Origin of the sequence: Treponema sp. Marseille-Q4130 (genome assembly GCF_014334325.1) — a bacterium.
Classification (GTDB): domain Bacteria; phylum Spirochaetota; class Spirochaetia; order Treponematales; family Treponemataceae; genus Treponema_D.
In genome coordinates this window covers 296190-317071 of the sequence record NZ_JACSET010000003.1, presented here as the reverse complement: position 1 = coordinate 317071, position 20882 = coordinate 296190, and the positions used below count along the sequence as shown (strand labels likewise).

Below are 20882 nucleotides of genomic sequence, written 5' to 3'. Positions count from 1 at the left end.
CGGAATTGCCTTTGAAAATTTTATTAATTTTTTAAAAGTTTTCTTTTATTTTTATCCATTGCCAAAACGTTTTGTCTTCCTGCCCGAGCCGCCAAAATGAAATATTGTTAATTTTCTTTTCTTCGTAGAGGCGGCATTTTTTTACGAGCGAATAGGTATCGTCGAAATAGCCGGTTACGTTTACCGTAGCGGTATAGTTTATTTTCGCAACGCCGCCTTCGTCGCGCTCGAGTTTCGATACGCCGTTTTCAAGCATTTTCCGATTGACGCCGCTGAAATACCAGGCGCCCGCGTGCCGCTCTTCCGTCCATGTGCGTCCGTAAAACGGAAGTCCCATGACGATTTTTTCTTTGGGGATTACCGTAAGCGCATAGTCTGCGACGTTGGCGCACCACGCATAAGATGCGACCGGCCCCGGAGCGCTCGTGCTCCAGTGTTCGTCGTACGCCATGATGATAACGCGGTCGGCGATTTCTCCGATCGTCTTATACGGAAAGATGTCGTCGGAAATCGTGCGCGTCCGCGCCGGCACACATACACTTAATATCTTTTCTCCGATGAGCTTTTTCATATCGCGCAAAAATGTTAAAAAATTCTCCCTGTCGCGCGCGGGGATATACTCCATATCGATGCACAATCCGTCGAAGTCCGCCGCCGCTTCCGCAAGAGAGGTTTCAAATCCCTTTCGAAAACCGAGATCTTTATCCAATACAAAATGAACGAGCGCACGGCTGTCGCATGCGAAGGTAAGATGCACGCGACCGGCGAACGACGGAAGCGATGAGCGGCGTGGCACTGCGTCGAGTTCCGCATAATTATTGAGCGTCGCCGTAAAGAGTGCGATGTCGGTAACGGGCGCATCCAAGTCGATTTCTTCGCTCCGCTCCTGCAGCGCAAAACCCCACACTTCACCGAAAGAAGAGTGTTCTCCGTCTATCGGCTCGCGGAGATATGCGGCGCCTTCGTTTTCAGCAAGTATTCGTTCTGCGCGTTCTTGCGGAGTTTCAGGCGGCGGTGTTTTATCTTTTTTCCCTCCGGCAAAAAGAAGCGCGGAAAAAAGCGGCAGTATCAAAATTATTAATTTTTGTCGGTTGTCAATCATTTTTGCGTACTCCTGTTATTTATATCGTTAATATCGTATACATCGGCGTTTTGCCCGGATGGAATTCGAGTATGTGTTTTTCGCACGCGAGCGCTTCGTCGCTTTCGTGCGTCACGTGCAGCAGCGTCGTCGTACCGCTCTGTGCGATCGTTTCGAGCAAGTCAAGCACCCTTCGCCGGTGACTTTCGTCGAGACCGTGACAGGGTTCGTCGAGTACGAGGATGAGCGGGCATTTTACCGCGGCGCGTAAAATCAATACGGCGCGCTGTTCGCCGTAGCTGAGTGCGGAAAAAGTTTCACTTCCGCGGCCGGAAAACCCGCCGAGCGAAAGCCACTTTTCCGCAGCCGCCGTTTCCATATCGGTCGCTTTTCCGTATAGGCCGATCGAATCGCGGAATCCCGAAACGACGACGTCGTGCAGCGCCGTTCCTCCGAGCATGCGGTATTCGACGTGCATCCGATATGATACGATGCCGAGTTTCGCTTTGATATCCCACATCGTTTCACCGCTTCCGCGCCGAGAGCCGAATACGCGCACGTCGTTCGAATACACTTGCATATTGTCGCCGGTTATCAATTCGAGAAAAGTCGTTTTGCCCGAACCGTTCGGACCTCTGATGAGCCAGTGTTCGCCTTCGTACAGCGTCCAGTTCAAATCGCTAAGCACGGCGCGTCCGTCCCATCCGACGTTGACGCGATGCATTTCGATAAGCACGCGGCGATCCGATTGCGTCTTTCCTTGCGAAGCGGAATCGTCATCCGCCATTTTCAAATCGCTTTGAAGATTAATAATTTGTCGGGCAAATGCCGCCTTGTCGGCACCTCTCGTTTTTTCGTTTTCGGTTTTGCGTTCTTTGAGAATTTTTTCGTAATCGCCTCGCGTCCCGCAAAATGAAAGTGCACCCTCGTTAAATTCGATCACGTGCGTTACGGCATCGGGAATTTCGGTATAACGTTCCGCACCGAGGATGATATAGGGGTTCGCTTCGTTCGATGCGCGTTCGGCGCGCTGTTCGAGGGCAATCTCATTGAAAAAGTTTTTGAGGATCGTACGGCTTTCCGCATCGAGCCCCGCAAACGGCTCGCTTAAAATTAACAACTTTTTTTCTGAAACGAGGGCACGGGCGAGCAGCGTGCGGCGGATCTCTCCGGTCGACATATATTTCAGCCCGCGCTCGAGTACCGCTTCGATGCCGCATAATTTTACCGCCCGATGCTCTGCGATCGAATCGAGGAGTTCGGGCGGAACGGATTTTTTTTTGTCGATGTCTGTAAGCGCTTCCGCGATAAATGCCCGCCCCGTCCGTCCGATATCGACTCCACCCTCGCAGTATTCGCTTTCGTCGTTCTCACGCTCTTCTTGGATAAGGGCGGCTGCGCGTTCAAGTGAAACGATTTCCGCAGAATTATTAAATTCGGAAAAAACTCGGCCGCTCGTCTCGCCGTCGTTCGCTACGATACCGAGTTCCCCCGCAAGCGCCGAAAGGAAAGCCGCTTTTCCTCCGCCGTTCGATCCCGTGACAAGCCACACTTCGCCCGTCCGCATAGTCCACGAAACGGACGCGATCAATATGCGCTTTGCGTTTTCGATGCGGCAATTTTCCAGTGTGATGAGCGCGCGCTGCATTGTATCAGTATAACGCAAAAATGCCGAAATGTGTATGAAATGATCGAGTCTTGCGATCGAGTCTAACGCATATTCTTCGTTGCGATGAGAATCGTCACCGTCGTCGAAACGGCCGAAAGTACGGTCGTAATAACCGGCGCATATAAACCGAAATAATACGTAAACGAATTGGCCGAAGCGGTAATCGTCGTTTCGGGTGTGATGGGATCGGTTTTACGCATTTTTTTTCCTTTCATGTCGCGTATCGTTATCGCTTTTCCCGAATTTTTTTCATTTACAAAGCCGCCTGCGAGACCGATATAATATTCCCATGTACGATCGGGAATATAGGGATACCTGCCCGGCCGCGCTACTGCTCCTGCGACGGAAACGAAGTATTGTCTGAACGGTATGATAAGCGTATCGTTGGGTTGTACGATTTCATTTCCATAATAGGAAGCGTCATAGAGCATTTGATTGATATCGATGGGAATGGGTTTTCCTCCTCGAAGTATGTATGCGTTTTTCATATCCGCCGTCGGTGAAAAACGGTCTTTATTGCGCCGTACGAGCGTACCGTAGTTTTCTCCCGTTTCAAATACGACGGGAATCCTTGTAGATGCATCAAGCGATGTACCGGTCGCAGATGAAAGCGCACCTTCGATAAACATAACCGGTTTCAATTCGGCATACGTCGGAATATTGAGCGTATCATAGCATACAAGCGCATAATCCGATGCAATTGCCGTACCGTTCAAATACAGTATTTCACCCGCAGGATCAGTATGATCGGACGCCCGCGAAAGCTCCATGCGATTCGTATCCGCCCGTGCCGTAAGCCCTCCCCCGTAATATTCCACGAGGCACTTTAAATTTTCCCCTTCGAGCAATTCGTAAGTACCCGGCCGCTCGACGGCTCCGCGAACCGTAACTTTCCGATTCATCCTCGCGACAGTGACGCGGTCGCCCGGACGCACGTAGGGATTCTGCGACAGATCGCCGAAGCGGGAAGCTTTGAAAATATCGTATGTGCTCTTTTTTCCGTTTTCGTCTGTAATAACGATATCGCGCGTAGACGCATAATCGGTGAGCGTTCCCGCGATGACATCGGAAAGACGAGAGAGCGCCCACGCCTGTTTGATTGCCGTTTCCTTTACTTCTCCGTCGACGACGACTTTAAATGCCGCAGGAGATGTAAGCGCAAACTGCACTCCGCTCATAGGATAGTTTTGCGTAACGAGTTCTTCCACTCTCTGTTTGAGACGCAAAAACGTATTTCCCGCAACATTGATCGTCGTAATATTTGCCACACGGATGCGGTATGAAGCATCGACCGGTATGGCATAGCTTACGACATTTCCGTTTACCGCGAACGCGAGTGTATAGATATCTCCCGCGGTAACAAGATAGTCGGACGAGGACATCGCAATCGATGCGTTCGAAGTCACCGTAGAATTCCCCACAGTTATCGGATCGGCTGCGTAAAGTTCGTACCCGTTTACCGTGCGCGTAAAAATCGACACGCAAAAGAAAAAGACAAAAACGTAAAAATATTTCTTCATAATTATTTCCGATTTTTACCCAACGAAGCTGAAAGCTTTTTTACGGCTTCGGGATCGCGTTTGATATTTTCCACCGCGTTCAATGCAAAAGCGATAAATACCGAAATAAAAAAAGCGGCAAAAGTCGCTATTATACACAGCTTGCCGCGGGAAGGTTTTGACTTTCTATCCGGTACTTCCGCGCGTTCCAATATTTGAAAGACAGGCGTTTCGCTCGCCATCTGTACTTTTAAAAGTTCGTACTGCGTTTTAAGCTGCTTGTACACCTGTTCCTGCGCTGACAATTCCAATGAACGCAAAGCATTTTCTACAACGAGAGAACCGTCCGGATTATAGCGATATGAAGCCGCATTTTCGTTTTCCCGAATCTGCTTCGCAAGCGAAAGGATTTGCCGATAGCTTATATCGATATTTTCTTCGAGATTCTTTTTTTCAAGTTTATGCTTATCGATGCCGAGCGACGTAAAAACGGTTTCCATATAGTCCGCCGCAAAGTTTGCAACCGATTCGGCAAAAACGGGATCCGTATCCGAAAATGCAAGCGAAAACACGCCCGATTTATCATCGAATTCGGCAGTCAAATATTTTTTCAACGCTTTTCGCGTTTCGGCTTTTTGAAATTTTTTTATTTTATAACGCGCGGTAAGATCGAACTTATCGATGATCGCATCGAGATAGGTATTCGTTCCGGCAATATAGACGGCGAGCGCGCTGAACGTCGAGCCTTTCGAAAGATTCGCAAGCCCCATGAGGCTGGAAAGTCCGCTCATGCCGCTTGAACTCAGCATCGAAGAAAGAGAGCCGCCTGAAGACGACGAATCGTTTATGAGCATAAGCGCTTCCGATGTATATATGTTCGGAAGTGGAGACTTTTCCGTCGGGAGAATGAGCGACAGAACGGAAAACGAAAGAGCTGCGGCGGCAACAAAGACCGTTATTAAAATGATAAGTTTTTTATACTCCAACAAAACGGCAAAGAGATCGATAAGCGAAATCTCATCGTCCTGCGAAGCCTGCGATACATTTTTTTGTTCCGAAGAATTTTCCATACCGGATATTATATAACTAATATGTAATTTTACAATACATATCTATCAGGTATTTCGAGCTCTTGACATGTTTCTATAAATAGTATTATACTGTTGTTACTGTTTGTAGAAACAAATAAAATCGATCCGCAGAGTGCGGATGTATAAAAGGAGCGTTGTATGAAAAAATTATGTGCGGCTTTAACGGCGGCGGTGTTTGCGGCGGGTACGGTATCGGCGATGGGAGGTGCGGATGCACCTTCTTCAGGCAAAACGTATAAAATCGGAATTGCGAAAATCGTGCAGCACCAAGCGCTCGACGATATCGAGCGGGGCATCATGGATGTGATCAATGAATCGGGCATCAAAGCAAACTACGATTTGCAAAACGCAAACGGAGACGTAAACACGGCCGCCCAAATCGCATCGCGCTATCGCGACGAGCGAGTCGATGTTGCCGTCGGTATCGCAACTCCGGTTGCCGTCGCGCTTGCGAATACGATCAAAGACGTGCCGGTCGTATTCGGAACGATCACCGATCCTGTCGGCGCGGGACTCGTATCGACGACGGCTCACGGAGAGCGCAACGTAACCGGCATGAGCGACGCGATTCCGACCGATCAGCATATTGCATTATTTAAAGAAGTCGCGGGTATCAAAACGCTAGGCTACATCTACACGAGCAATGAAGCCAATTCGGCAAGCGCGCTCAACCTTGTTAAAAAGGGATGCGCCGAACAGGGGCTTGCGCTTGTAACGCAGGCGATTACGAATTCGTCGGAAGTAAAGCAGGCGGCCGAAACGCTTGTAAAGCGCGTCGACGGTCTGTATCTTTCAACCGATAACACGGTGTTCAGCGCACTTCCCGCCGTCGTAAACGTTTTTGCCAAAGCGAAAAAACCGATCTTTTCAGGCGACGTGACGGGAGCGAAAAACGGCGGTATCTTTATGGCAAGCGGTTTTAATTATTATAAAGCCGGGCGCGCAACGGGCGAAATGGTCGTAGAGATTTTGCGCGGTGCGAAACCTGCGGATATGCCGATCCGCTTTATGACCGAGCCGAGCGACAGCGATCTGCTCATCGACGTCGATGCGGCAGCCGCATGCGGTATTGCGATTCCGAAAAAATATGCGGACAGCGCGAATTATATTTACAAAAACGGAAAATTGACGGAAGGTTTAAATTGAACGTCTGAAATTGCGCCGTTCAATTTACCTTCGAGTTTCGGACGAAGCCGAAACATCGCTTATTAACGGTGCGCTTGCGCGCACTAATTGCACGGCTCCTAAATCCGAAGATTTACTCGCTGTGCAATTTTAAGGAAGGTTTAAATTGAACGTCTGAAATTGCGCCGTTCAATTTAACTTCGAGTTTCGGACGAAGCCGAAACATCGCTTATTAATTGTGCGCTTACGCGCACCAATTCAACAGTCTCCAAAATTGATATTTTGTTCGACTGTTGAATTTTAAGGAACGGTTTAAATTGAACTTGTGAAAAATATTTTATTCGTGCGTCGGGGTATTAAACCCTCCGCACGAATAAAATTCGTATTACGATTTCATCGCCGCGATCGCCGCATCGAGATCGGAGATGAGACTGTCCGCCGTTTCAAGTCCGATATGCAGCCGTATCAGCGAAATCCTGTCATCGGGAATAACATCGTTCGGATACCGGGAAACGGCTGCCGGAACGACGAGGCTTTCATAACCGCCCCAGCTTACCGCGCGTTTAAACATCTTCAGAGCATCGGTGAATTTTCGTATCTCATCGAGCTTGCGCGTTTTGAATCTGAACGAAAAAAGACCGGCGCCGCCTCGCATCTGTTTCATTGCAAGATCGTATTGCGGATACGAAGGCAAAAACGGATACAACACGTCTTCGACTTCGCTTCTGCTCTGTAAATACGCCGCAACTTTCTTTGCATTTTCAAAATGCACCGGCATACGGATATGCAGCGTCCGCAGTCCCCTCAAAACGAGCCATGCCATAAAGGGATCGGGAACGGTGCCGTGCAGCTGGAATTCGCTTTCAAAAATCTTTTTGACGTCTTCGTCGGAACCGACTATGACGCCTGCGACGACGTCGCTGTTTCCGCCCATATATTTCGTTACGGAATGCACGGTAAGGTCGATGCCGCAATCGATCGGGTTTTGAAAAATCGGCGTACACCATGTATTGTCGATGACGGTTTTGATACCGTGCTTTTTGGCAATTTGTGCGACGGCGGAAAGATTCTGTAATTTGAATGTGAATGTCGTCGGGCTTTCAAGATAAAACAGTTTCGTATTCGGTTTTACGGCGCGTTCGAAATCTTCCGGATCGGTACCGTCAACATACGTCGTTTCGATGCCGAAGCGGGCCAAATACGTCGTAAATAAATATTTCGCCCACGAATAACTGTCCCGCACTGCGACGACATGATCGCCCGTTTTCAGAAAAGCCATGACGGCAGCGGAGATCGCTGCGACTCCCGACGAAACGAGCTTTGCCCGTTCGCCGTGCTCAAGCGCGGCAATCTTTTCTTCGAGCAGGTTGACCGTCGGATTATTTCCGCGCGAATAAATAAAGTGCGACGGTTCGTCCGCAAGCGCACCCTTAAAATCGTCGAACGATTTGAAACAGAATATCGATGTTTGAAAAATCGGCGGGCTTACCGCGTTGAGCGGGAGTGCATCTTCTCCCATGTGATGAAGGATCTCGGTGATATCCTTTTCCATAATCATGCCTCCAAATTTATCGGGAACTTCCAAAAACTTCAGTTTTCAGATATGCCCTATTCTTTTACACTGCCTTCGGTCAACCCTGCGACGATGTACTTTTGCGTAAAGGCAAAGATGATCATCGTGGGAAGAAGAGCGATCACGATCCCCGCACTGAGTATATCCCATGAAACGCCCGCTTTCGAAATAAACGAATTGAGCGCGACGGGAATCGTCATTTTTGTTTCCGACGATAAAAACATCACCGCTAAAAACAGTTCGTTCCAAATATTAACAAAAGAGAAAGAAAAAATTGCAGCGAGACCGGGAAACATAACCGGCACGATGACGTAAAATATCGCTTGAAGCGTGTTGCACCCGTCGATCAGCGCGGCTTCTTCCAACGCCGACGGAATATTGTCAAAGAAACTCTTTGCCATAATCGTGCTGAATGCAACCGACGTTGCGGTATAAAGTACGCCCATCGTTACCAGATTATCCGTAAGGTGCATCTTCGCCATCATCGTGTACAGCGGCATCATGATTATAAAATTGGGAATCATCTGCGTAAAGTAAAACGCGAGAACGATCCTGTTCCGTTCGCGCGGACGTTTGTAGCGCGACAGGGCAAAGCCGCTGAACATACTTATCATAAGCGCGGCAAAAGCCGCTCCGACAGACAGTACGACGCTGTTAAAAAAATAATTGCCGAAATTGCTGAAGCTGAAAAGTTTTTTATAGCTTTCAAAAGTGATACGGCTCGGAAAATATTTTATCGGATTGGAATAAATTTCGCGCGGTCCTTTAAGAGATGTGACGATGATCCAATACAACGGCGCTATTGCGACGATGAGAAAAAGAGCCAGTGCAAAGATGCGAAATGCGGATCTGAATTCCACGACACCGTTTTTTTTCATTTGTCCGCTCCTTTGTTTACGATTTTCAAATATACTATCGCGTAGAGCAATAATATGAATATTATCATTACACCGACGGCGGAACCCTGACCGTAGTTGTAACTTTTTTGAATTTTGTTGATCATTTGCGTGGCTAAAATATTCGTGCTGTTTGCCGGACCTCCTCCCGTCATCGCATAGATGATGTCGGGAAAATTCATGATCCACATGGTACGCAGAAGCGTCGTACTGATGATGGTCGGTAAAATATAGGGAATCGTTATACCGAACATGCGCACAAAGGGACCTGCACCGTCAAGTTCGGCGGATTCATACAGTTCTTTCGGAATGGATTGCAGTGCGGCAAGCAGCATGATTGCAAAAAACGGTACGCCGTACCACACGTTCGCTATGACGACGGAGAAAATCGCGATCTTTTGATTCGAAAGAAAACCGATCGGAGATTCTATAAGTCCGATCCGCAGCAGTATATCGTTTGCGAGACCGAACTGACCGTTGAAAATCCATGCCCAAACCAAACCGATCGCAAAGCCCGACAGTGTCCACGAATAAAATACGAGTCCGCTGTATAAACCGCGCAGCGGAAACGGTTTTTGCAATAACAGGGCAAGCGAAAATCCCAGAATAAATTGAAGAATCAACGAAGCGAAAAGCCATATCAGGGTATTTAATAAAATTTGAAAAAACGGAAAATCGGCATCCTTAATTATCGCTAAAAAATTATCGAAACCGTTAAATCTGACTTTTGATAAATCAAAAAGCGTATAATGCTGAAACGCAATAAAACCGCCGCGTAAAACCGGCCAGTACATAAACAGCGTCAAAATAATAAAAACAGGCAGCACCATAAGCCTGTAGACGCGGTTGTGATATTTCATTGTAATCCTCTTAGATAGATTAACGGGAAAGAACGGTGATTTTCGACATCCTTTCCCGTTTACATTTAACAATTAATTATTTCCAGTAGTCTGTACTTTTTTGAATGAGATCTGCCGCTGAAATATTTCCGAGCAATGCCGACTGCATATATTGCTCGTGCGCCTGCGGCCAGCCCGGCCATTTTTCATCGTCGAGCGGAAACTTGACGAGCAGATATTTATCCGGAGAGCTGAACTGTACATCCCACGCTTTGTAAACGCCCGTAGAAAAATACGGATCGTCTTTAAATGTTGAAATGTGTGTCGGCAGCGGACCGTATTTTTTGCACAGTTCGGCATTCACTTTCGCCGAAGACATATACGAGATGAACTCCCATGCGAGTTCTTTGTTCTTCGAATACGACGGGATCGAAAGCGATGCATAGCCGTAATCGATCGGGGCCTTGCCGCTCTTGCCGACGGTGAGCGGAATGACGGTGTACTTGTCGCGTCCGAGCTGCGTGTCGAGCAAACCGACCGTATCCGGATCCTGAATGAGGAAAGGCGTTATACCGGAAACGAAGGAGTTGACCTGTTCGTTGAACGCCCAGTTGATTCCGTCGGAAGGAACGCTTGATTTGAACATGGCGATATAATCTTTCAATGCGGAAAGTGCGCTCGGTTCCGCGAATGAGAATTTGCCGTCGAGCGTTTTGTATACATTGTTCGGATCGATGTTATCGACATCGGCGAGGATGAGCAGATCGGAAATTTTGAATTCGTTCGCTTTACCTCTGAAATCGAAACCGAATTGATTTTTTGCAGGGTTCGTGATTTTACGGCACAGCGCATAGAGTTCTTCGTTTGTCTTCGGATAATCCGCTTCCGTAATGCCGTTCGCCGCAAGGATATCGGTACGGATGAAAAGCGCTTTGACATACAAAAACTGCGGCAGAATGTAGGCCGTATTGTCCGTCGTCCGTGCACACGCCATCGTGATGGGAAGCAAATCTTTGCCTTCATCCCATTTCGCAATCATGTCTTCGAGATTCGTTAATTTTCCGTTATTGACATATTGCCGCACATCGTAATCGCGCACTTCGATGATATCGAGCGGATCTTCGTTTGTGAGCATGAGCGATGCTCTGTTTTGCGCCTGATCATACGGCGGAGAGATAAGGTTGATTGTGACGTTCGGATGCTGCTGCTCGAAATCGGCAATTATCTGTTTGATAATCGCGGTGCGATCGGGAGCGGTCATCGTTTCCAAAAAATTCAGCGTCGTTTTTTGCTCTTTTTTTGCACATGAAAAGAATGCAAATAACGATGTGCAAAAAAAGATGCACGTTAGCAGTTTTTTCATTCAAAGCCTCCAGAATTGACGAATGAGAATTGCACCAATTATAAGTCCGATATTTGAAATTTGTCAACAGATCGAAGACACAGATCGAAGACACGTGATATCGCGGACACGTGACGCGTGACAGTTTTATAAGGAGCATATATGGAGACTTGCGGAGAACGGCAAATACTTTTATAATATTACACACAATTTTTTATTAAGGAAGCGAGTATGGTTATTCTAACGCTTAACTGCGGTTCATCTTCCGCAAAGTACCAAGTTTACGACTGGGACGATAAATCCGTTTTGTGCACGGGTATCGTAGAACGTGTCGGCCGCCCGGGTTCGGTTATCACGCATTGCGTCGGCGCCGACAAACACAAAATCGAAAGTCCCTGCCCGACACACAAAGAAGCGATCGAACTTATCATGAAAGAAATCACCGACGAAAAAGTCGGCGTCATCAAAGACATGAGCGCTATCGGAGCGGTGGGCCATCGCGTACTCCACGGCGGTGAAAAATTCACAAAGTCCGTCATCATCACGCCGGCCGTACTCGATACGTTCCGTGAAGTACAGGACTTGGGACCGCTGCACAATCCTGCAAATATCATGGGTATCGAAGCCGCGCAAAAAGTGCTGCCGAAGGTTCCGCACTGCGCCGTCATGGATACAGCCTGGCACCAGACGATGCCCGAAGCGTCGTATATGTATGCGATCCCGCACGAATGGTACGAAAAATATCACGCGCGCCGCTACGGCTTCCACGGCACGTCATTTATGTACACGTCGAAACGCGCTGCGGTGCTGCTCGGCAAACAGCCGAAAGACACGAATTTAATAATCTGCCACCTCGGAAACGGTGCATCGGTATGCGCGGTAAAAGGCGGCGTATGTTTCGATACGTCTATGGGCATTACGCCGCTGGAAGGGCTCGTCATGGGCACGAGATGCGGCGACATAGATGCGGCGCTCCCGTTTTACATCATGCGCAAAACCGGCATGAGCGCAGAAGAGATGGATACGGCGCTCAACAAGCAATGCGGCTTGCTCGGCATCACGGACGGAAAATACACGGACGGCCGTGACATCGAAGACGCTGCGGCATCGGGCGATAAACTCGCCGCTCTTTCGATCGAAATGTTTACGTACCGCTTGAAGAAATACATCGGCGCATACAAAGCCGCTCTCGGTCGCGTGGATGCGGTCGTGTTTACGGCGGGTATCGGAGAACACTCACCGATCGTGCGCGGAAAAAGCCTCGAAGGATTGGAAGATTTCGGCATCAAAATCGATGCACAGAAAAACGAATGGTCGAACACCGGAAACGCGGAAACGTGCATCAGCGCCGACGACAGCAAAACGAAAATCTTCGTTATCCCGACGGATGAAGAACTTGTCATGACCGAAGACGCGTACGCGCTCATGAAAGGTACGTACGACATCCACACGAAGTTTACGTACAGCTTCCAAGATCCGAAATACGTCAACAAAGCGCGCGAAGAGCTTTTGCCGAAGGATTTGGCAAAACGCCCGCACCTCGCGGACATCATCGCGCGTCCGTAAGCAAAAAAGATGCAAACGGGATGCCGAGCCGCATCCCGTTTTTTAATATGAAGATAAAACCCGCAGTAATAGCAATCATACCTTTTCTTTTTCTAATCATATTTTTATCGATTTTCGGAAGAGCTCTCCCATCTCGCGTAATAATAAAACCGATGCATCATGAAATAAGCCGCAATTTGCCGCTCGATGCCGATCTGCTCTATCGGCAAACATTGAATAATTGCGGCCCGTATTCGGTTATGGCAGTCATCAATATCTTGAAAAACGAAAAAATTTCTCCCGAGCTGCTTGCAAGCGAAATATCGTGGAGAATATATAAAAACCTCACATTCCCGCGCGGCGTCGTAAAATTATTAAATTCGTATGCGATAAAAACGAAAGAATATGTTTTGAAAAACAAGACGGAAAAAGAAAAGATATGTTGGCTTCAACAAACTGTCGACAAAGGTTTTCCGGTAATCGTTTTAATAAAAGTGCATCATATTCAACACTATGTAACGGTTTTGGGATATGATGAAAACGGCTTTATGCTGTATGACTCGCTGCAGGAAAAGAACATCGAAAATCCGCGAAAAACCGTCATCGATAAAAAATGCCGCAGCGGAAATCGATATTATTCGTATGAAGAATTTCTTGACTTATGGGATAGCGGCGGCTACAAACTGTTTTTCAGAAATTGGGCGGCAGTGTGCAGTCTGTGAATGCATCATCTTTGCTTACAAATTCCGCTCGATTCGATCTTAAAATCATAGAAGTGCATCCCTGGTCAGTGCGAATGAAGCGTTACCTCTCCGCTGTCGAGAAAGCGCGTTTTCCCGTCTCCGGTTTTTACGATCAGTTTCGCGTCCTCGCCGACATCCAACACTTCCGCTTCATACGCTTCCGCTCCGTCTACAACAGGGTGTACGGTCACCGTTTTTCCCGTCAGCATCGAACGCTCTCGATATTCTTCCATCGCGCGGACAAAACCTTTTTTGCCGGAATCGTAAATCGAAAGCACGTCGTTTACGATCGCCGCTGCAAGCGCGCTTCGCTTCGTATCCGCGTCTTTGTCTTCGAGGACGGAAGTTGCAATGTCTGCGATGGCACGCGGAAAATTTTGCGGTGCGATATTTACACCGATGCCGACGACCGCGCACGATATGCCGCCGCGCTCAAAATCGGTAAGACCTTCGGTGAGGATGCCCGAAACTTTTTTGCCGCGCATAAAAATATCGTTTACCCATTTGATCTTTGCATCGGCTTCGTAAACCGAAAGGAGTGCGCGGCATACGCCGACTGCCGCCGTCGCGGTCAGGAGCGCAGGCGATTCGATTTTTTCCTTCGGCGCATAGATGATCGAAAGATACAAACCCGAACCGTCCGGCGAATAAAATGCACGTCCGAGTCTCCCGCGGCCGGCCGTTTGAGAAGACGCGACGATAACGGTGTGATCGAGGGAGCGCACGTCGGAAGTTTCCGCCAGACGCCGCTTCGCTTCGGTATTCGTCGAATCGATTTTTTGATAGACGTAAACGCGCGCGCCGAACGCCTCATCGATAAGCGAAGCGACGGCTTTTTCCGAAAGGAGACCGCCCGCTCCCGTAAGACGATAACCTCTGTTCGTCACGGCTTCGATCCGGGTCCCCTGCAAACGCAGCTGCTTTACCGCTTTCCACACTGCCTGCCGGGAGACGCCCGAGCGTTCGGCAAGCGCTTCGCCTGAAATAAAACCGTCTGCCGTCTCGGGCTTTGAAAGCGCACTCAGTACGGCATCGGCGGTTTTCATGATTTTTTTCCGAGGATGGTAAAGTCGCCGACCGGAGTGCAAAACGCGATGCCGCTTCCGGGCTCGGCAAGGCAGGGCAGCGTGCGGACGGCTTCGAAAACACCGTCGAGCTTTTCGGCATCGATAATGATGAATATCATCTCCTTTTCGGGGATGATTTCCATACCGAAAAATTTCGCATCTCCCGGAGTCGCCGTTCCCCGCGCATTGATGACCGTGCCGCCGCCAGCTCCCGCTTTCCGCGCCGCTGCCATAATATCGTCCGCATAACCTTTATTTGCAATTACGGTGATCATTTGATGTGTCGTCTTTTGAACCATATAATCGTCGCCTCCCGAAACCTTTCCGGTTTTTAATAATTTCGCCGCATCGGTCGTAACAAGTACGCCGAATTTTTTCTTTTTCGTCTCCGATGCGGCGGCGATCGCACCGACAATATCGGATTTTTTTTCTGCGGGAACGAGTATGTATACGATGTCTTTGGGCATATCGCCGAGAGCCAACGCATGCAGCACGCCGCTCGCCGTCGTACCTCGCCCCATCATAACCGTTCCGCCGCCCGCTCCCGCGCTTACCGCAGTCTTTGTGATAAACTCGCCTTCGTCGTGCGGAACGATACAGATTATTAAATTGTATACTGTCATTTTTCTCCTCTCTTCTTTTTATGATGGAATACGAGGCCGAGCACTTGGATCGCGATAAGCGGCGTCATGGCGATAAGTGCAATAACGCCGAACGCATCGGAGCTGCCGCCGGCCGCCTGCGATGCGCCGAGTGCGAACGAAAGTACAAAGGTCGAACTTATGGGCCCCGACGCGACGCCGCCGGAATCGAAAGCGATACCGGTAAAGAGCTTCGGACAAAAGAGCATCAATATAAGAGCCGTCGCATAGCCGGGTACGAGGATGTACATGATGTTGAATCCGGTAAGAGCCCGTACCATCGCAAGCCCTATCGCGATCGCAGCTCCGGCCGACAAAAAGACGAGGAGCGCTTTTCGTTTTATCGTACCGCCGGAAATCGATTCGACCTGATCGGTGAGTACCCATACGGCGGGTTCTGCGCATACGACAACCGCACCGATAAGGAGCCCCGTGCCGATAAGGAGGACAGTCCACAGTCCGCCGCTTTGAGCTGCACGCATGCCGAGCAATTCCCCGAGTCTCCGGCCGGCCGTCATAAAACCGCCGTTGACGCCGATGAGAAAGATAACGAGTCCGATATAGCTATAGATAAAACCCGCGATCATACGCGCGACTCGACGCGGCGGCAGGCGGAGCAAAAAAATCTGAAACACGACAAAGAGAGTGACGACGGGAAGAAGCGAAAGAGCCGCTTCCTGTACGATATGAGGCAGCACCGCAGTAAATGCGCCGAGTCCCTGCACCGCTTCTCCGCTCGCGCCCGCTGCAGCCGTTTCGGAAACGGTACCGGCGTGATGAGAAAGCACCAAACCGTAAAGCAGCACCGCCATGATCGGTCCGACGGAAGCCATACCCGTGAGTCCGAAATTATCGCTTTGAGAATCGCTCGATCCCCCTTTCGAATTCATGCGCGCGGATGAAACGCCGATGCCGAGCGCCATGATAAAGGGCACCGTCATCGGTCCCGTCGTTGCTCCGCCCGAATCGAAGGCGATACCGATAAAGCTTTGCGGAGCTGCAAACGCCATTATAAAGATAACGACGTATGAAATCGCGAGGATTATTTTCAGCGACAAGTGCATGACAGTGCGCAAGAGTCCGAACATGATGTACAGCCCAACGCCCCCCGCTATCATAAAGATAAAAAGCGTTTTGTTTACGAGAGGGAAAACGCTCCGCACCTGATCGGCGAGCACTTGGATATCGGGCTCCGACGCGGTGACGAGAAAACCGATGAGAAATGACGCGCCGAGCAAGAGCGGAAGATTCCGCCGCTTTGTCAGCTCCGAACCGCCCTGCTCTCCGAGCGGAAGAATGCCGACGTCGACGCCGAGCAAAAAAATCGTCAGCCCCGTGATAAGCAAAATGCCGCCGGCGAAAAATCGCAAAAGCAGATCGCTTCCGAGAGGAGCTGCAGTGACGCCGAGTATGAGCACGATGGCCATAACGGGAAGCACGGAAGATGCCGTCTCTTTAAATTTTGCAAAAAGGTTCATAGATGCTTAAGTACACACTCCGATTATAATAATTTCATCATTTCAATAACGATGGCAGCGCTCTCTTCGGCGGCCGCTTTTTCGTTGAACGCAATCGCTTTTCCGCCGTTGTCGTCGGCGGCATCCGACATGGCGCGGATGATCACAAAGGGTACATCGTTCACATAGCAAGTATGCGCGATTGCGGCGCCCTCCATTTCGATACACGCGGGATCGCACAGTTCCTTTATGCGCCTCTTCGTTTTTCCGCTCGCGATAAACTGATCACCGGATGCGACCCGTCCCTTTAACAACCTATGTTTTTTTGCCGCATCGGTTTTTGCAAACGCTTTTTCGGCAGCCCTGATTAAATTTTCATCCGCAGGAAAGCGGTACGTATCCATCTGCGGTATTTCGCAGGGTTTATAACCGAAAAGAGTTGCGTCGACATCGTGATACATCGCATCCGTTGAAACGACGATGTCTAAGACGTCGAGAGACGAGGAAGCCGCACCGGCTATACCGGTATTTACGATATGCGTTACGCCGAATTCCGATATGAGGCGCTCGGCGCAGAGAGCCGCGTTCACTTTGCCGACACCGCTTTTTACGACGACCGCGCGGACACCCGAAAGCATGCCGTCGTAAAACGAAAGATGTGCTGATTTTATTAATTTTGCATCGCCTGTTCCGTCTTCTCCGGTCATGGAAGATGTAAGCGTCTGCACTTCGACTTCCATGGCACCGATAATGCCGATCTTTTTCATAGATACCCCGATTTAATAATCAACCTGCTTTTTATCCCGCGCTTTGCGGGGACGGTAATAATCGCCGAGCCCTTTTTGCAGTTTATCGTACAGATTCAATCTATCGATAATCACATACATGATCTTTTTATGCAGGATAAAACCGAAAATCATCCCGCCGATAAATACGAGCGGAGAAGCGATTTGAATCGGGAACGCGGATTCCAAGTGTAAAACGCGATAGCTCAAAACAGCTGCGAGGATGTACAGCGCCGTCATCAGAGCAAGCATGAGGATCACTTGAACGATGCAGCTTGCGATCGTAAAAAGAATCGTATTGCGCTTTATCTCGTTTTTTTTAATAATCGCTTCGCGCCGCTTTTTTTCCGCTTCGATTTCCATACGGTCGATATCCGAATAATTATTATCTTCCATTTTGACTTTCCCTGTTTTCCGCACCGGCCGTTTTCATAAACGAAACGATGAGCACGGCGCAGCAGACAACGATCGATGCGTCGGCGATGTTGAACGTCGGCCACCGCTCAAGCGAAAACAATCCGGGCACTGTGATGTTCGGGATATCGACGTCGATAAAGTCGACGACGCCTTCGGATCTCGCAAATCGGTCGATGAGATTTCCGAGCCCGCCGCCGACGATGCCGCAGATCGCCCACCGCTGCAACTTCGTAAACGTATTGTTTCTGAAGTAGACGGAGAACACGACGCCTATGACGATGAGCGGAAGGATCGCAAATAGAAAACGTCTCGCCGTATCCGGCAAGCTGTCACCGACGCTGAACGCGACGCCCGTATTCGATACGTGCACGATGCGCAGTATGCCGTCGAAAAAGGACGAGCCGATTGTAAACGGCGGTATCGTTTTGACGACTATATATTTTGTGATTTGGTCGGCGGCAACGACGACGAGCGTCAGCACGAGCGGCCACAGTCTTTCCGCCTTCGTTCGATTATCCATAATAGTGTAAGTATATCGATAAAATACACGATAGGCTACAGGGGGAAAAAAAATTGCCCACCGGGCAATCCGTATAACATTCGCTCAGATGCATTGCACAGCAAATGTCAGGCTGGCGCGGCTGTTAGGTTTCATATCTTTTACCAAATAGTTTTACATCATATATTAGACTCAATTATATCTTTAGCACTTTTCGACAATCGATCATCCCCGAATCAACAACTTCACTTATTGCAGCAGGAGGAAGCACTGCTATTTCTTTTTCCAGAACTGTGTAAGGCATATATGACCTTCGCTTTGTGAAAGCAGAAGTCCATCACAGTGGGTGAAAAATCCTTAATTAGTCAGTGATTCACGTATTACTTCTTGCTCGACTGCTTTTTGTATGAATTGATTTAATGATATACCTTGCATTACCGATAGCAGTTTCGCCTTTTTATGCAACTCCGGCGCAATACGAACATTAAAACTGCCTTTGTATGATTTCTCTATTCTTTTACCGCTCGCTTTACATAAAATTATGTAATCATTTACAGCTTCTTCAAAGGCTTGTTTCAATTCACTGACCGTATTCCCTTCAAAAGACACCAGATCGTCAATGCCTTCTATTTTTCCGAAAAAGATTTCATCAGCGGCATTGAAATGAACGGAACCTATAAAATCTTTATACTGTAAGATATCTTTCATATTAATCCCCTTGTTGTCAGCTCTTCTACAAGTTGCTCTACTTGGTATTGTTTTAATACATTTTTAGGATGCGGTTTATGAAGCCGAATAATGTGCCCTGTTTTTTCATTAAAAAACGCTACTCGAGAACCTGACGTTTTCCCGCTTTGACTTTCTTTATAGCCCAGTTTTCCTAATAATTTCCTTAATTCATCATATGTAAAATCAACCGGTTTATTTAAAAGCCTTTTTATAAGTTTTTCTCTTTGGCTCATATCTAATAATACTCTATATATGTTATAACTGCAACTGTTTTCCGGTTGTAATTATAAGCTGCTGTAGTAATCCTCTTTTTTTTCGACAGCGCGCGCAAAATCAATTTGGCGGCGATGCACGCTATGGACGATTGCAAAAAAAGAGGTCAGGCGATACTCGTATTCCCGAGCGGGACGCGCTACAGACCGGGTAAGCCCGAAACGAAGCGCGGACTGCGCGAAATCGACAGCTATCTGCGCCTCTTCGACGTCATGCTGCTCGTGTCGATCAACGGTAACTGCCTCCGCATCAATCCGGAAGCCCCCGACAATATGATGATGGATTTAGAAGAACAGCACGAAGCGGCGGAAACGGGACGGGTGTAGCGTAGCCGGGAACCGAGCTTGCAAATCGGACATTTTATATTAATTTTCCTCTTTGTGAAAACATAGTGATTCTATATCACAGAGGGTGCCGGTAAATACACCATCATACCCCCAATCATCGGTAAATGCGCTGAAAGTCTTCGGTATTTTCAATCGTATTCACAGTATAGATTTTCGCTCAAATACCCATCTATTGTTTTTCTTACCATGATGCCCTGCTTTCTCAATTTCCTATAATTATGTGCAGCTTGTATTGCAATTTCCTTATCCAACATATCGGTATGAGGTGCATAAATCCCCCTTACATAATCAATCAAATTTTCCAAATCACCATCCTAAAACAGTTTCCCGCGGAAATTTCTTATGCTTGCTTGATTTTTTAATGTTATTAAAAGTTTTAAAGCTTCTTCAACCGTTTCTTTTTTTGTTTTATAACCGGAAGCATGCAAAGGCCTCATGATGTTATTTATTATCCGAAAACGCTTTCCGGGACAGATTTTATTTACTGTCATTGCGGTAATAAACCGATTTTCAGATATTTTTTCATTAGTTCGTAAATATCTCTTTTTTTGTCACCATCTCGCCTGATTCCTACAGCTACAATAATAACCGCAATTTCATTCTCTTTAACTTGATAAATTATTCTGTATCGTTGTCCAACGGCACGAATAGAACGATAATCTTGTAAATTGCCTTTTAAAGGCTTGCCTACTTTTAGAGGATATTCTTTTAATACCTCAATCTTTTGCAATACCTGCTGCTGAGATTTATTGTCCAATTTAGCAATAAATTCTGCGGCAATTTGGGTTAATTTTATTGTGTACACATCAGACCCGCCTTAAATGTGTCAAAATCTACAAGTTTATTTTCATTTATCTGCTTAATTCCGGTAGACAGGTCTTTTGACAATTGCTCGTCTGCAAGTATTTCCAATGTTTCTTGAATACATTCATAGGTATCCCAGCGAATCAAAGCAAATACTTCTTTCCCATGATTAGTAATGGAGATTGTATCATCATAATTCATCGTATTTTCAAGTGATGTGATTTTCTTTCTTGTTTCTGTTATCGTCATAGTTGTAATCATAAAAACCTCCTATTACTTATAATGTACATTATTTTGTACAAAACAGCAAGAGCAAACGGCAAACCTGTTCGCATATTTTACAGCTTTCGCGAGCCCGCTTCTTCATCTCAAAGGTTTGGAACACTGCTCCTTGCATATAAAACAGCCGGCAAGCTGACACCTGCCGGCTGTTACTGCTTCTTTTACTTCGTCATCCCCG

At 47.9% G+C, this 20882-nt stretch carries 22 protein-coding genes and 1 pseudogene; 4 read left to right on the top strand and 19 right to left on the bottom strand.

Annotated features, from left to right (window positions below):
• Nucleotides 1-31 precede the first annotated feature (31 nt).
• From H9I36_RS05130 to H9I36_RS05115, 4 genes are all read right to left on the bottom strand, one after another.
• The gene (locus tag H9I36_RS05130) at nt 32-1102 is read right to left on the bottom strand and encodes a glycosyl hydrolase family 18 protein (protein WP_187384301.1); all 1071 of its coding nucleotides are present in this window, start codon (nt 1100-1102) and stop codon (nt 32-34) included.
• Between the two features lie 19 nt (nt 1103-1121).
• Nucleotides 1122-2729, bottom strand: coding sequence for an ATP-binding cassette domain-containing protein (locus H9I36_RS05125; RefSeq protein WP_187384300.1), 1608 nt, complete (start codon nt 2727-2729; stop codon nt 1122-1124).
• A gap of 62 nt (nt 2730-2791) precedes the next feature.
• Complete coding sequence (locus H9I36_RS05120) at nt 2792-4270, bottom strand: SLBB domain-containing protein (RefSeq protein WP_187384299.1); 1479 nt, start codon at nt 4268-4270, stop codon at nt 2792-2794.
• 2 nt (nt 4271-4272) lie between these two features.
• A complete protein-coding gene (locus tag H9I36_RS05115; protein WP_187384298.1) occupies nt 4273-5319 on the bottom strand; it encodes a GumC domain-containing protein in 1047 nt (348 codons plus the stop codon).
• Nucleotides 5320-5478: 159 nt separating this feature from the next.
• On the opposite strand from H9I36_RS05115, the gene H9I36_RS05110 reads away from it, so the two are divergent.
• Nucleotides 5479-6486 (top strand): ABC transporter substrate-binding protein, encoded by a 1008-nt coding sequence (locus tag H9I36_RS05110; RefSeq protein WP_187384297.1) that lies wholly within the window; start codon nt 5479-5481, stop codon nt 6484-6486.
• Nucleotides 6487-6850: 364 nt separating this feature from the next.
• On the opposite strand, the gene H9I36_RS05105 is transcribed toward H9I36_RS05110, so the two are convergent.
• The 4 genes from H9I36_RS05105 to H9I36_RS05090 form a co-directional block, all read right to left on the bottom strand.
• Nucleotides 6851-8017: an aminotransferase class I/II-fold pyridoxal phosphate-dependent enzyme gene (locus H9I36_RS05105; RefSeq protein WP_187384296.1), complete on the bottom strand. Its 1167-nt coding sequence runs from the start codon at nt 8015-8017 to the stop codon at nt 6851-6853.
• 56 nt (nt 8018-8073) lie between these two features.
• On the bottom strand, nt 8074-8916 hold the full coding sequence (locus tag H9I36_RS05100) for a carbohydrate ABC transporter permease (RefSeq protein WP_187384295.1): 843 nt from the start codon (nt 8914-8916) through the stop codon (nt 8074-8076).
• The gene (locus tag H9I36_RS05095; RefSeq protein ID WP_187384294.1) at nt 8913-9794 is read right to left on the bottom strand and encodes a carbohydrate ABC transporter permease; all 882 of its coding nucleotides are present in this window, start codon (nt 9792-9794) and stop codon (nt 8913-8915) included. Before H9I36_RS05095 ends, H9I36_RS05100 begins: the two co-directional genes overlap by 4 nt.
• Before the next feature lie 76 nt (nt 9795-9870).
• Entirely contained in the window at nt 9871-11136 is a 1266-nt protein-coding gene (locus tag H9I36_RS05090) for an ABC transporter substrate-binding protein (protein WP_187384293.1), read from the bottom strand.
• Nucleotides 11137-11346: 210 nt separating this feature from the next.
• Between H9I36_RS05090 and H9I36_RS05085 the strand changes: the two genes are divergently transcribed.
• Both H9I36_RS05085 and H9I36_RS05080 read left to right on the top strand, forming a co-directional pair.
• The gene (locus tag H9I36_RS05085; RefSeq protein WP_187384292.1) at nt 11347-12681 is read left to right on the top strand and encodes an acetate kinase; all 1335 of its coding nucleotides are present in this window, start codon (nt 11347-11349) and stop codon (nt 12679-12681) included.
• A gap of 152 nt (nt 12682-12833) precedes the next feature.
• Entirely contained in the window at nt 12834-13382 is a 549-nt protein-coding gene (locus H9I36_RS05080) for a C39 family peptidase (RefSeq protein WP_255422664.1), read from the top strand.
• 65 nt (nt 13383-13447) lie between these two features.
• On the opposite strand, the gene H9I36_RS05075 is transcribed toward H9I36_RS05080, so the two are convergent.
• The 8 genes from H9I36_RS05075 to H9I36_RS05040 all read right to left on the bottom strand — a co-directional run bounded on the left by H9I36_RS05075 (nt 13448) and on the right by H9I36_RS05040 (nt 19231).
• Nucleotides 13448-14449: a biotin--[acetyl-CoA-carboxylase] ligase gene (locus H9I36_RS05075; protein WP_187384291.1), complete on the bottom strand. Its 1002-nt coding sequence runs from the start codon at nt 14447-14449 to the stop codon at nt 13448-13450.
• On the bottom strand, nt 14446-15093 hold the full coding sequence (locus H9I36_RS05070; protein ID WP_187384290.1) for a P-II family nitrogen regulator: 648 nt from the start codon (nt 15091-15093) through the stop codon (nt 14446-14448). Before H9I36_RS05070 ends, H9I36_RS05075 begins: the two co-directional genes overlap by 4 nt.
• Nucleotides 15090-16589 (bottom strand): DUF1538 domain-containing protein, encoded by a 1500-nt coding sequence (locus tag H9I36_RS05065; protein ID WP_187384289.1) that lies wholly within the window; start codon nt 16587-16589, stop codon nt 15090-15092. Before H9I36_RS05065 ends, H9I36_RS05070 begins: the two co-directional genes overlap by 4 nt.
• A 23-nt stretch (nt 16590-16612) precedes the next feature.
• Nucleotides 16613-17335 carry a 5'-methylthioadenosine/adenosylhomocysteine nucleosidase gene (locus H9I36_RS05060; RefSeq protein WP_187384288.1) on the bottom strand — a complete coding sequence of 241 codons (723 nt, stop codon included), beginning with the start codon at nt 17333-17335 and terminating at the stop codon, nt 16613-16615.
• A 12-nt stretch (nt 17336-17347) separates the two neighbouring features.
• The gene (locus H9I36_RS05055) at nt 17348-17749 is read right to left on the bottom strand and encodes a hypothetical protein (RefSeq protein ID WP_187384287.1); all 402 of its coding nucleotides are present in this window, start codon (nt 17747-17749) and stop codon (nt 17348-17350) included.
• Nucleotides 17739-18290 (bottom strand): signal peptidase II, encoded by a 552-nt coding sequence (gene lspA, locus H9I36_RS05050; protein ID WP_187384286.1) that lies wholly within the window; start codon nt 18288-18290, stop codon nt 17739-17741. The genes H9I36_RS05055 and lspA overlap by 11 nt, the downstream gene beginning before the upstream one ends.
• Before the next feature lie 336 nt (nt 18291-18626).
• Nucleotides 18627-18977, bottom strand: a complete 351-nt coding sequence (locus tag H9I36_RS05045) for a type II toxin-antitoxin system HicB family antitoxin (protein WP_021329492.1) — start codon at nt 18975-18977, stop codon at nt 18627-18629.
• Nucleotides 18974-19231 carry a type II toxin-antitoxin system HicA family toxin gene (locus H9I36_RS05040; protein ID WP_187384285.1) on the bottom strand — a complete coding sequence of 86 codons (258 nt, stop codon included), beginning with the start codon at nt 19229-19231 and terminating at the stop codon, nt 18974-18976. The genes H9I36_RS05045 and H9I36_RS05040 overlap by 4 nt, the downstream gene beginning before the upstream one ends.
• A gap of 90 nt (nt 19232-19321) precedes the next feature.
• On the opposite strand from H9I36_RS05040, the pseudogene H9I36_RS05035 reads away from it, so the two are divergent.
• A pseudogene (locus H9I36_RS05035) lies at nt 19322-19558 on the top strand (lysophospholipid acyltransferase family protein); the annotation flags it as partial.
• A 188-nt stretch (nt 19559-19746) separates the two neighbouring features.
• On the opposite strand, the gene H9I36_RS05030 reads toward H9I36_RS05035, so the two are convergent.
• The 3 genes from H9I36_RS05030 to H9I36_RS05015 form a co-directional block, all read right to left on the bottom strand.
• Entirely contained in the window at nt 19747-19923 is a 177-nt protein-coding gene (locus H9I36_RS05030) for a PIN domain-containing protein (RefSeq protein ID WP_255422663.1), read from the bottom strand.
• 182 nt (nt 19924-20105) lie between these two features.
• Nucleotides 20106-20423, bottom strand: a complete 318-nt coding sequence (locus tag H9I36_RS05020; RefSeq protein WP_187384283.1) for a type II toxin-antitoxin system RelE family toxin — start codon at nt 20421-20423, stop codon at nt 20106-20108.
• On the bottom strand, nt 20411-20683 hold the full coding sequence (locus H9I36_RS05015; protein WP_187384282.1) for a type II toxin-antitoxin system Phd/YefM family antitoxin: 273 nt from the start codon (nt 20681-20683) through the stop codon (nt 20411-20413). Before H9I36_RS05015 ends, H9I36_RS05020 begins: the two co-directional genes overlap by 13 nt.
• Nucleotides 20684-20882 lie beyond the last annotated feature (199 nt).